The sequence below is a fragment of the Nitratireductor sp. GCM10026969 genome (assembly GCF_042660605.1).
In the GTDB taxonomy this organism is placed as follows: Bacteria; Pseudomonadota; Alphaproteobacteria; order Rhizobiales; family Rhizobiaceae; genus Chelativorans.
Window position 1 is genome coordinate 1 of sequence record NZ_JBHSUM010000150.1, and the last position, 10,070, is coordinate 10,070.

13 protein-coding genes and 1 pseudogene are annotated in these 10,070 nt (G+C 64.8%); 8 read left to right on the forward strand and 6 right to left on the reverse strand.

Going from position 1 to position 10,070, the window contains the following annotated elements; genetic code table 11:
* Window positions 1-450: heparinase II/III domain-containing protein (locus ACFP9U_RS20680; protein WP_378624357.1), on the forward strand; the 450-nt coding region annotated here is incomplete at its 5' end.
* Between the two features lie 69 nt (window positions 451-519).
* On the forward strand, window positions 520-2,127 hold the full coding sequence (gene purH / locus ACFP9U_RS20685) for a bifunctional phosphoribosylaminoimidazolecarboxamide formyltransferase/IMP cyclohydrolase (RefSeq protein ID WP_378624358.1): 1,608 nt from the start codon (window positions 520-522) through the stop codon (window positions 2,125-2,127).
* Window positions 2,128-2,351: 224 nt separating this feature from the next.
* Here purH and pncA read toward each other — a convergent pair whose 3' ends face one another.
* Together pncA and ACFP9U_RS20695 are read right to left on the reverse strand one after the other, a co-directional pair.
* A complete protein-coding gene (pncA, locus tag ACFP9U_RS20690) occupies window positions 2,352-2,951 on the reverse strand; it encodes a bifunctional nicotinamidase/pyrazinamidase (protein ID WP_378624359.1) in 600 nt (199 codons plus the stop codon).
* A 40-nt stretch (window positions 2,952-2,991) separates the two neighbouring features.
* Window positions 2,992-4,026, reverse strand: a complete 1,035-nt coding sequence (locus ACFP9U_RS20695) for an aspartate-semialdehyde dehydrogenase (RefSeq protein WP_378624361.1) — start codon at window positions 4,024-4,026, stop codon at window positions 2,992-2,994.
* A 383-nt stretch (window positions 4,027-4,409) separates the two neighbouring features.
* Here ACFP9U_RS20695 and ACFP9U_RS20700 point away from each other — a divergent pair, with 383 nt between their 5' ends.
* The 3 genes from ACFP9U_RS20700 to ACFP9U_RS20710 all read left to right on the forward strand — a co-directional run bounded on the left by ACFP9U_RS20700 (window position 4,410) and on the right by ACFP9U_RS20710 (window position 5,655).
* On the forward strand, window positions 4,410-4,799 hold the full coding sequence (locus ACFP9U_RS20700) for a DUF6152 family protein (RefSeq protein ID WP_378624362.1): 390 nt from the start codon (window positions 4,410-4,412) through the stop codon (window positions 4,797-4,799).
* A gap of 13 nt (window positions 4,800-4,812) precedes the next feature.
* A complete protein-coding gene (locus tag ACFP9U_RS20705; RefSeq protein WP_378624364.1) occupies window positions 4,813-5,289 on the forward strand; it encodes a DUF2214 domain-containing protein in 477 nt (158 codons plus the stop codon).
* Window positions 5,290-5,511: 222 nt separating this feature from the next.
* Complete coding sequence (locus ACFP9U_RS20710; protein WP_378624366.1) at window positions 5,512-5,655, forward strand: peptide ABC transporter permease; 144 nt, start codon at window positions 5,512-5,514, stop codon at window positions 5,653-5,655.
* Between the two features lie 6 nt (window positions 5,656-5,661).
* Here the strand turns inward: ACFP9U_RS20710 and leuB are convergent, their stop codons facing one another.
* The 3 genes from leuB to leuD all read right to left on the reverse strand — a co-directional run bounded on the left by leuB (window position 5,662) and on the right by leuD (window position 7,942).
* Window positions 5,662-6,774 (reverse strand): 3-isopropylmalate dehydrogenase, encoded by a 1,113-nt coding sequence (gene leuB, locus ACFP9U_RS20715; protein WP_378624368.1) that lies wholly within the window; start codon window positions 6,772-6,774, stop codon window positions 5,662-5,664.
* A 167-nt stretch (window positions 6,775-6,941) separates the two neighbouring features.
* Complete coding sequence (locus ACFP9U_RS20720; RefSeq protein WP_378624370.1) at window positions 6,942-7,334, reverse strand: RidA family protein; 393 nt, start codon at window positions 7,332-7,334, stop codon at window positions 6,942-6,944.
* Window positions 7,335-7,336: 2 nt separating this feature from the next.
* On the reverse strand, window positions 7,337-7,942 hold the full coding sequence (gene leuD, locus ACFP9U_RS20725) for a 3-isopropylmalate dehydratase small subunit (protein ID WP_378624372.1): 606 nt from the start codon (window positions 7,940-7,942) through the stop codon (window positions 7,337-7,339).
* Window positions 7,943-8,052: 110 nt separating this feature from the next.
* Between leuD and ACFP9U_RS20730 the strand changes: the two genes are divergently transcribed.
* Window positions 8,053-8,943 (forward strand): HpcH/HpaI aldolase/citrate lyase family protein, encoded by an 891-nt coding sequence (locus ACFP9U_RS20730; RefSeq protein ID WP_378624374.1) that lies wholly within the window; start codon window positions 8,053-8,055, stop codon window positions 8,941-8,943.
* Complete coding sequence (locus ACFP9U_RS20735; protein ID WP_378624375.1) at window positions 8,940-9,146, forward strand: DUF1737 domain-containing protein; 207 nt, start codon at window positions 8,940-8,942, stop codon at window positions 9,144-9,146. The genes ACFP9U_RS20730 and ACFP9U_RS20735 overlap by 4 nt, the downstream gene beginning before the upstream one ends.
* A gap of 84 nt (window positions 9,147-9,230) precedes the next feature.
* Here the strand turns inward: ACFP9U_RS20735 and ACFP9U_RS20740 are convergent, their stop codons facing one another.
* The gene (locus ACFP9U_RS20740) at window positions 9,231-9,674 is read right to left on the reverse strand and encodes a metallopeptidase family protein (RefSeq protein ID WP_322453121.1); all 444 of its coding nucleotides are present in this window, start codon (window positions 9,672-9,674) and stop codon (window positions 9,231-9,233) included.
* A gap of 168 nt (window positions 9,675-9,842) precedes the next feature.
* Here ACFP9U_RS20740 and ACFP9U_RS20745 point away from each other — a divergent pair.
* Window positions 9,843-10,070, forward strand: a pseudogene (locus ACFP9U_RS20745) (hypothetical protein); the annotation flags it as partial.

Below are 10,070 nucleotides of genomic sequence, written 5' to 3' on the forward strand. Positions count from 1 at the left end.
GGGCCGCGCAACGTCGCGTGCCGCCGCCTCGACGAAGCGGGCATGCAAGGCTTCGTCGCCGGGCACGACGGCTATGCCGCCCGCTTCGGCATCGTGCACGAGCGCGAGCTCGTGCTTTCGCAGGAGGGTGCGCTTCTTGCGGGCACGGACCGCTTTCGCGGGGCGGGCGGGAGCCAGGCCAAGTGCAATGTCGCGGTGCGTTTTCACATCCATCCCGATGTCGAGCTCTACCGGGACGACGACGGCCTGCTCATTCTCGCCGGGGAGGGGATGGACACCTGGGTGTTTTCCTGCGGCGCCGTCGAGCCGGCAGTGGAGGAGACCATCTTCTTCGCCGCCGTCGCCGGACCCTGCCGCAGCCGGCAGATCGTGCTTTATTTCGCTGCGGAGGAGCTGGCGGAAGTCAGCTGGCGGTTGATGCGCACCCACGGCAGCGCTGCGCGACCTTAGCGCGGTGCCGCTTGATTTGACGGCGCTCTATGGTAGTCCAGCCGTGCCTGCGATGGAGAGAGCCTGCCGATGACCGTTTCCGCAAAGAACATCCCCGCGCCCGACCTGGTATCCGTGCGCCGGGCCCTGGTTTCCGTGTCCGACAAGACGGGCATTGCCGATTTCGCCCGGGCGCTTGACGGCAAGGGTGTCGCGCTGATCTCGACCGGGGGAACGGCCGCGGCACTCGCAAAGGAAGGGCTGCCGGTGCGGGACGTCTCCGACCTGACCGGTTTTCCGGAAATCATGGACGGGCGGGTGAAGACGCTGCATCCGGCCGTGCACGGCGGACTGCTCGGCATCCGTGACGATGACGAGCACCGCGCGGCCATGGAGCAACACGCCATCCAACCGATCGACCTCGTCGTCATCAATCTCTACCCCTTCGAAGAGGTGCGCTTCGGCGGTGGGGATTACGCCGCGACGGTGGAGAATATCGACATCGGCGGCCCTGCCATGCTGCGCGCGGCGGCGAAGAACCATGCCTATGTCGCCGTCGTTACCGATCCGGCGGATTACACGAAGGTGCTGGCGGCTCTGGAGGAGAACGGCGGTGCGCTGCCCTATCGCCTGCGCCAGGAACTGGCGGCCAAGGCCTATGCCCGCACCGCCGCCTATGACGCCGCCATTTCGCAGTGGTTCGCGGAGACGCTATCCGTTTCGGATCCTGAGTGGCGTGCCCTGGGCGGCCGGCTGCACCAGGTCATGCGCTATGGCGAGAACCCACACCAGGGCGCCGGCTTCTACGTGACCGGCGACAGGCGGCCCGGCGTTGCCACCGCCCGCCAGGTGCAGGGCAAGCAGCTTTCCTACAACAACATCAACGATACCGACGCCGCCTTCGAGCTGGTTTCGGAATTCGATCCCGACAGAAGCGCCGCCGTCGCCATCATCAAGCACGCCAATCCCTGCGGCGTGGCCGAAGGCGCCTCCCCGGCGGAGGCCTATCGCAAGGCGCTCGCCTGCGACCCCGTCTCCGCCTTCGGCGGCATCGTGGCACTCAACCGCGCGCTCGATGCCGAGGCTGCCGAAGAGATCGCGAAGATCTTCACCGAAGTGATCATCGCGCCCGACGTCAGCGAGGAGGCGCAGGCGCTGATCGCGGCGAAGAAGAATCTCCGCCTGCTTTTGACCGGCGGCATCGCCGATCCGCGCCAGCCGGGGCTGTCCGCCAGGACGGTGGCGGGCGGCCTGCTCGTGCAGACGCGGGACAATGGCGTGGTCGATGATCTCGACCTGAAGGTGGTGACGAAGCGCGCGCCGAGTGCGCAGGAGCTCGCCGACCTCAAATTCGCCTTCCGTATCGCCAAGCACGTGAAGTCGAACGCAATCGTCTATGCGCGGGACGGCGCCACGGTGGGCATCGGCGCGGGGCAGATGAGCCGCGTGGATTCGGCCCGCATTGCCGCGCGCAAGGCCGAGGATGCGGCGAATGGCGGCGAGCCTTTGACGAAAGGCTCGGTGGTTGCTTCGGACGCCTTCTTCCCCTTCGCCGACGGGCTGCTTTCGGCCGTCGAGGCGGGGGCCACGGCGGTCATTCAGCCGGGCGGCTCCATGCGCGACGAGGAGGTGATCGCGGCGGCCGACGAGCGCGGCATCGCCATGGTTTTCACGGGGATGCGCCATTTCCGGCATTGAGGGTTCGCCCTGTAGTGATTTGAGGGAGCGGAACCAAGTTAAATCGCGCACTGGCCAACGCGTCATCCCGGAAGCCGGAGCACAGGCGAAGGCTGTCCGGGATCCATTCCGTGACTCTTCCAATGTTCCGGAATGGATCCCGGACAAGCCTCCGGTTTCCCGGGATGACGACCGGTTTGGATGCGGTGCATCCCCTCGCGGTTAGGCACTCCTCAGATGCAGCCCTAAACCAGCACCACCCCCGCTTCGCGCATGCGCTGGGTCATGGCCGCGAGGGAGCCGCCGAGGTCGATGCCGCGGCAGGCTTCCAGCATCACCGTCGCCTCGAAGCCCTGGCGCCGCGCGTCGAGGGCGGAGAAGGCGACGCAGTAGTCGGTGGCAAGGCCCGCAAAGGTCAGCTTGCCGATCCCGCGCTCGCGCAGATAGCCGGTGAGGCCGGTCGGCGTCTCGTGGTCGTTCTCGAAGAAGGCGGAGTAGCTGTCGATCGCTTTGCGGAACCCCTTGCGGATGACGAGCTCCGCCTTGGTCCATTCCAGCCCCTCGTGGAAGGCGGCACCCGGCGTTGCCTGCACGCAATGGTCCGGCCAGAGCGTCTGCTCGCCATAGGGCATGTCGACCGTCTCGAACGGCGCCTTGCCGGGGTGTGTGGAGGCGAAACTGGAATGGCCGGCGGGATGCCAGTCCTGGGTCAGCACCACGTGCTCGAAGCGCCCGATCAGCCGGTTGACGAGCGGCACGATCTCGTCTCCCCGTTCGACGGCAAGCGCGCCGCCGGGGCAGAAATCGTTCTGAACGTCGACGACGACAAGTGCTTCGCTGGCCATGGCATCCTCTCCGGCCATTCCGTTTGTCCGGTCCCTTGCCTCAGGCGGCCTCTTTCTTCGGCGTGATCAGGCCGCGGGCGAGGAGAAGCTCAGCGATCTGCACCGTATTGAGGGCCGCACCCTTGCGCAGATTGTCCGAGACAACCCACAGGGCAAGCCCATTGTCCACCGTCGAGTCCTCGCGGATGCGGCTGATATAGGTGGCGTCCTCGCCGGCGCTCTCATAGGGCGTGACGTAGCCGCCGTCCTCGTGCTTGTCGACGACGAGGCAGCCGGGCGCCTCGCGCAGGATCTCGCGCGCCTCCTCCGCGGTGATCGGCTCGGCGAACTCGAGATTGACCGCCTCGGAATGGCCGATGAAGACCGGCACGCGCACACAGGTCGCCGTCAGCTTGATCTTGGGGTCGAGCATCTTCTTGGTCTCGGCCACCATCTTCCACTCTTCCTTGGTGAAGCCGTCCTCCATGAAGACGTCGATATGCGGAATGCAGTTGAAGGCGATGCGCTTGGTGAATTTCTTCGTCGTGATCGGGTCGGCGACGAAGACGGCGCGCGTCTGCTCGAAGAGCTCGTCCATGCCTTCCTTGCCGGAGCCCGACACCGACTGATAGGTGGAGACGACCACGCGGGTGATCCTGGCCTTGTCGTGCAGCGGCTTCAGCGCCACGACGAGCTGGGCCGTGGAGCAGTTCGGGTTGGCGATGATGTTCTTTTTTGAAAAGCCCTCGATTGCGTCCGGGTTCACTTCCGGCACGATGAGCGGCACGTCCTGGTCGTAACGCCAGGCCGACGAATTGTCGATGACCACGCAGCCCTGGCGGCCGATGCGCGGCGCATGCTCCTTGGCAACCGAGCCGCCCGCCGACATCAGGCAGATGTCCGTGTCGGAAAAGTCGTGATTGTCGAGCGCCTTCACCTTCAGCGTCTTGTCGCCGTAGGAAACCTCTGTGCCGACGGAGCGGCGCGAGGCGAGCGGCACCACCTCGTCGGCGGGGAAGCCGCGCTCCTCCAGGATGTTGAGCATTTCCCGGCCGACATTCCCGGTGGCGCCGGCGACAGCGATCTTGAAACCCATGGATAAACTCCTGTCCCTCTCCGCTTGGCTTTGGTTGAGGCCCGCCGGCCGCGCGGGCTTCTCGCCCTCCCCGGCCTGTCTCGGGGAGAGTGCGAGCGGGCCAAGGAAGGTCAGACCGTTTTGCCGGTCGTTTTGGCCGTCGTCGTCGTAAGACGGAAACGGGCGCCGCCGTTTCCGGCAGCGTGAAGCAGGCTGGCAATGATCTGCGCAGGTGGATGAGCGCGCATGTGCCGTCGAAACTCCGTTTCCGTGGATGGGGTTTTAAGCCGAATGGACGTGAAGTCAATCGGTAGGGGGGCCTTACGCTCGCTGCAACGTGATTTGACCTGAAGCAGCGGGGCCATAGTTTTCACTCCGCAGCGTTTCATCGAGGAGCATCGGCCATGCGACGGAAGACGGTATTCGGACTGCTGCCTTGTCTCGCACTTCTCGCCGCGGTGTTTGCGGCCTTGCCGGCCCTTGCCCATCACGGCTGGGCCTGGACCGAGGACGAGCCTTTCGAGCTTACCGGGGAGATCGAGGAGATCTATATCGGCAATCCGCACGTCACGCTGGAGGTTCGCGCCGAGGATGGTACCTGGCACGTCGATCTGGCGCCGCTTGCGCGAACGGTTCGTGCCGGCTTTGACGAGGAGGCCGCGAGCATCGGCGATACGGTGACCTGCATCGGCTTTCGTTCGCGCGATCCGGGAGAGCGGAGCATGAAGGCGGCGCGGGTCCTCGTGAACGGCGCGACCTATGACGTCTATCCCCGCCGCGTGCCGAATATCTGAGGCCGGGCGGTAGATGCTGATGGAGTGGCTGCAGGCGCTGCAGGAGTGGCAGGTCGCAACCTTCTTCCGCCGTTCCTTCTATGCCTACCCGCTTCTCAACGCGACGCATATCTTCTCGCTGGCATTGCTTATCGGCGCGATCCTGCCGGTCGATCTGCGCATGCTGGGTCTGTTTTCAGGCATCCCCGCCGCCCCTTTTTTGAAGCTGATGACCCGACTGGCCGCCGCCGGCCTTGTGCTCGCGATCCTTACCGGCTTCCTGCTCTTTTCGGTTCAGCCGCTGGAATATGCCGGCAACCCGGCGTTTCTCACGAAGGTTTCGCTTGTCTCGCTCGGCGCGGCGAACGCGGCGGTGATCCGATTGAGCCCCGGCTGGCGCGCGGCAGCGGCAAGCGGCGTCGTAAGCCCAAGCCTGCGGTTCGGCGCCGTGCTTTCGGTGGCAATCTGGCTCGCCGCGCTCATTGCCGGGCGCTGGATCGCTTTTCTCTGAGCGGATGCATTTGGGTCGGGTTCCGCTGCGTCATCCCGGTTTCGCGGAGCGAAGGCCGGGATCCATTCCGGAACGTGGAAGAGTCACGGAATGGATCTCGGACAGCCTCCGCCCTGTGGGCTTCGGCTTCCGGGATGACGCGTTGGGCGAGTCGAGTTGAACGCAGCTCGCTTTGAGGAACATTCGGTCCTTCCGACGAGTTGACCGGCCAAGGAGGCGTCCATGGCCGAAGAGCGTAAAAGAACCTTTTCAGGGCGCGACGCCAGCCAGGGCTACATCGTACTTAAAACACCCCTGCGCCGGGTGATCTTCATCGGCGGCCTGGCAGGCATCGTCGTGCTGGCGATCATCTGGGCGCTGGCCTGAGGTCGATCAGGCCGAAAGCGCGCGGAACTTCTCCACGACGGCATCGCCCATCGCGCCAGTGCTCACCTGGCGCATGCCCTCCGACATGATGTCGCCGGTACGGTAGCCCTCGTCCAGAACGGCGGCGATGGCTTTCTCCAGCCGGTCCGCCTCGCTGAGCATATTGAAGGAGTAACGCAGGCACATTGCGAAGGAGGCAATCATGGCGATCGGGTTGGCGATGCCCTTGCCGGCAATGTCCGGGGCGGAGCCGTGCACCGGCTCGTAGAGCGCCTTGCGGGCCCCGGTCTTCGGGTCCGGCGCGCCGAGCGAGGCCGAAGGCAGCATGCCGAGCGATCCCGTCAGCATCGCCGCCACGTCCGAGAGCATGTCGCCGAACAAATTGTCTGTAACGATCACGTCGAACTGCTTGGGGTTGCGCACGAGCTGCATGCCGCCGGCGTCGGCCAGCATGTGGGTGAGCTCGACATCGGCATACTTCGCCTTGTGGGTGGCAGCCACGACCTCCTTCCACAGCACGCCGGACTTCATCACATTGTGCTTTTCCATCGAGCAGACCTTGTTGGCCCGCGTGCGCGCCAGCTCGAACGCCACCCCGGAGATGCGCTCGATTTCGAAAGTGTCGTAGATCTGCGTATCGATACCGCGCTTCTGGCCGTTGCCGAGATCGACGATCTCCTTCGGCGCGCCGAAATAGACGCCGCCCGTCAGCTCGCGCACGATGAGGATGTCGAGGCCTTCGACCAGCTCCTTCTTGAGGGAGGAGGAGTCGGCCAGCGCCGGATAGCAGATGGCGGGACGCAGATTGGCGAAAAGCTCCATCTCCTTGCGCAGGCGCAGCAGCCCGGCCTCTGGTCGCACGTCGTAGGGCACGTCGTCCCATTTAGGTCCGCCGACCGCGCCGAAGAGGACCGCGTCCGCGGCGAGCGCGCGCTCCATGTCGGCGTCGGAGATCGCCTGGCCGTGCGCATCATAGGCGGCACCGCCCACAAGCCCCGCTTCCGTCTCGAAGCCGGCGCCGAAGTCCGCGTTCATCACCGCGATGAGCTTCGACACCTCGGCCATTGCCTCCGGTCCGATGCCGTCGCCGGGAAGAAGAAGGAGCTTGCGCGTTGCCATATATGTGCCTCCGGGAATTGAAACCGTGCCCTTGCTAAACGGCGCGCGGCGCCAGCGCAAGACAGACGGGTGCGGCGGTGGGGTCTTTGGCCGTTTCGTGCATGACCGGCGCGTTCCGGCACGGGCCCGAGGGAACCATGCATCCCTTAGAAAGCGGACGTGGCCTCTCAAGGCCCGGCGCGATCCCGCTTCAGTGCGGTCACCTCGATCTCAACCTTCATTTCCGGCTTGTTGAGATTGCAGACGATCATGGTCGCTGCCGGCCGGATTTCACCGAAGGTCTCGCCGAGGATCGGAAAGACCCGGTCCACATGGGCGCGGTCTGTCACATAATAATGCGCGCGCACCACATCGGCCATTTCGAAGCCCGCTTCCATGAGCGCGGCACGAATCGTGGCAAGGCAGTTGCGCGTCTGCTCTTCCACGCTCTCCGGCATCGCCATGGTGGCATAGTCGTAGCCTGTCGTGCCGGAGACGAAGCACCACTCGCCATCCACGACCGCCCGGCTGTAGCCGGCGGTCTTCTCGAAGGGCGAGCCGGTCGAGATCAGGCGGCGCATGCTTACGCCCAGGGCCGGCTCTCGGTGTATTTCTGCTCGAAGCTCTCGATCGTCGGCGCCTTTTCGAGCGTCAGGGCGATGTCGTCGAGGCCGTTGAGCAGGCAGTGGCGCTTGAAGGCGTCGATCTCGAACTTGATCACGCCGCCGTCCGGCCCGCGGATCTCCTGGGCTTCCAGGTCCACCGTAAGCGTGGCGTTGGCGCCGCGCTCGGCATCGTCCATCAGCTTTTCCAGCTCTTCCGCGCCGACGGTGATGGGCAGGATGCCGTTCTTGAAGCAGTTGTTGTGGAAGATATCGGCGAAGCTCGTCGAGATGACGCAGCGGATGCCGAAATCGGCGAGCGCCCAGGGGGCGTGCTCGCGGCTCGACCCGCAGCCGAAATTGCCGCCGGCGACCAGGATCCTGGCGTTGCGGTAGGCCGGCTTGTTGAGCACGAAATCGGGATTTTCCGAACCGTCCTCATGATAGCGCATCTCGGCGAAAAGTCCCGTGCCGAGGCCCGTGCGCTTGATCGTCTTGAGATAATCCTTGGGGATGATCATGTCGGTGTCGACATTGACGATGGGCAGGGGCGCGGCGACGCCGGTGAGCGTGGTGAACTTTTCCATGGGACTAATCGTGCCTGTCTGTAACCAGATTGGTGCCATACCCTTTACACAAGCGCGCGCGCCAAGCAAAGCCCTTGCGTCCTTTGACCCCTTGGGCCATGAAACACGCAATGCACGAACCTCTCCGAAGTCTGCGCCGCTCCGTCCTCTATGTGCCCGCCAGCAACGAACGGGCGCTGAAGAAGACATCCTCGCTCGCCTGCGATGCCGTCATCTTCGACCTGGAGGACGCGGTCGCGCCGGAGGAAAAGGAGCAGGCGCGTGAGCGCCTGCGTGCCTTCCTCGCCGGCTCCGCACGGCCGCAATGCGAGATCGTCATCCGCATCAATTCGCTTGCCGGCGAATGGGGCACGGAGGACTTTCTGGCCGCACGCGCGCTGAAACCCGATGCCATCCTGCTTCCCAAGGTCGAGGGCCCGCGCGACATCCTCGATGCCGACGACAGCCTGGACGAAACGGACGCGCCGACATCCTTGCGCCTTTGGGCGATGATCGAGACGCCGCGGGGTATTCTCAACGCCGGGGCGATCGCCGAACTGGGAAGGGATCCCGCCGCGCGGCTGACCTGTCTCGTTGCCGGAACCAACGATCTCGTCAAGGAGACGAACATCTCGGTTACCGGCGGGCGCGGCTATCTTCTGCCCTGGCTTATGCAGATGGTGCTCGCCGCGCGCGCCGGCAACGTCACCGTGCTCGACGGCGTCTCCAACAATTTTCGTGACCCGGATGCCTTCGGCCGCGAATGCACGGAAGCCCGCGCCATGGGCTTCGACGGCAAGACGCTGATCCATCCCGCGCAGATCGCGCCCGCCAATGCGGCTTTCGCGCCGACGAGGGAGGAGGTGGCGGAAGCTGAAGCGATCGTGGCCGAATTCGCGAAGCCGGAGAACCGCTTCCGCGGGGTTATCGCCCTCGACGGGCGCATGATCGAGCGTCTGCATCTGGAGATGGCCGAAGGCGTGCTCGCCAAGGCGCGGCAAATTAAGGAGAAAGAGACATGAGGCTCTACCGCTTCCTGACAGGCCCGGACGATTCCAGCTTCTGCCACAAGGTCACGGCGGCCTTGAACAAGGGCTGGCTGCTGCACGGCAACCCGACCTACGCCTTCGACCTCGAAACGAAGACGATGCGCTGCGGCCAGGCGGTCTACAAGGAAGTGGAAGGGGTGGACTACACGCCGGAGGTCAGGCTCGGGGACTACTGAGCACTCGCAGCATGCGCGTCGTTCCGAACAAACCTGCGTTTTCCGGGATGGCGCTGAATGCGGGACCGCTGCTGCCGTGAGAATTTACATGCCCGGATGCGGCCACTCGTCCGCCGCTTCCTCGATGCGCGCCATATCGTCGTCGGACAGGCCGAAATGGTGGCCGATCTCGTGGATCAGCACATGGGCGACGATGTCGCCCAGGGTCTCCTCGTTCTCGGCCCAGTAGTCGAGGATCGCCCGGCGGTAGAGGGTGATGCGGTTGGGGCCCTCGCCGGTGGCCGGGTTCCAGCGCTCGGCAATGCCGCGTCCCTCGAACAGGCCGAGCAGGTCGAACGGCGTCTCCAGCGCCAGGTCGTCCATGATCTCCTCGCTTGGGAACTCGACGACCTGGATGATGATGTCGCCCGTGAGTTTGCGGAAATCGTCCGGCAGGTTCGCGTAGGTCTCCATCGCCAGGAGCTCGAATTCCGCAAGCGATGGTGAAAGCTGGTCGTGCCAGGCGCGGGTCTGATAGATGCGTGCCATTTCGTGTCCTTTGCCGCGCATATAGCGTTTTCACGCGCAGGATTCGAGTGTGCGTGTCGCTCGAGAGACGAAGACAGATGCAGAAGGAATAAAATCCTTCTTGACTCCGGGCGCTGGCTCTGGAATCGATAGGAACATAACAAGAACATTCGAGCTGGAGCGAACGCCATGGCGCGCAATGCCACGGCGCAGAAGACGATTTATGCCCTGCGCCGGGAAATTGCCAGAATCGAGGGCGTCCTGCCCGAGCGGCTTGCCGCTCCGGGCGAGGAGGACCCGGTGCTTCGCCGCGGTGTTTCGGCCATGCGCGGGGCGGCAGCCGGCGCTTTTCTCGAAACCGGTTCGGCCGGGCTCGACAATGCGCTTGCCGGCGGCGTGCCGCGGGGGGCGCTGACC

Coding starts and splice junctions, on each gene's coding strand:
- purH (WP_378624358.1), top strand. CDS start 520: ATGACCGTTTCCGCAAAGAACATCCCCGCGCCCGACCTGGTATCCGTG.
- pncA (WP_378624359.1), bottom strand. CDS start 2,951: ATGGCCAGCGAAGCACTTGTCGTCGTCGACGTTCAGAACGATTTCTGC.
- ACFP9U_RS20695 (WP_378624361.1), bottom strand. CDS start 4,026: ATGGGTTTCAAGATCGCTGTCGCCGGCGCCACCGGGAATGTCGGCCGG.
- ACFP9U_RS20700 (WP_378624362.1), top strand. CDS start 4,410: ATGCGACGGAAGACGGTATTCGGACTGCTGCCTTGTCTCGCACTTCTC.
- ACFP9U_RS20705 (WP_378624364.1), top strand. CDS start 4,813: ATGCTGATGGAGTGGCTGCAGGCGCTGCAGGAGTGGCAGGTCGCAACC.
- ACFP9U_RS20710 (WP_378624366.1), top strand. CDS start 5,512: ATGGCCGAAGAGCGTAAAAGAACCTTTTCAGGGCGCGACGCCAGCCAG.
- leuB (WP_378624368.1), bottom strand. CDS start 6,774: ATGGCAACGCGCAAGCTCCTTCTTCTTCCCGGCGACGGCATCGGACCG.
- ACFP9U_RS20720 (WP_378624370.1), bottom strand. CDS start 7,334: ATGCGCCGCCTGATCTCGACCGGCTCGCCCTTCGAGAAGACCGCCGGC.
- leuD (WP_378624372.1), bottom strand. CDS start 7,942: ATGGAAAAGTTCACCACGCTCACCGGCGTCGCCGCGCCCCTGCCCATC.
- ACFP9U_RS20730 (WP_378624374.1), top strand. CDS start 8,053: ATGCACGAACCTCTCCGAAGTCTGCGCCGCTCCGTCCTCTATGTGCCC.
- ACFP9U_RS20735 (WP_378624375.1), top strand. CDS start 8,940: ATGAGGCTCTACCGCTTCCTGACAGGCCCGGACGATTCCAGCTTCTGC.
- ACFP9U_RS20740 (WP_322453121.1), bottom strand. CDS start 9,674: ATGGCACGCATCTATCAGACCCGCGCCTGGCACGACCAGCTTTCACCA.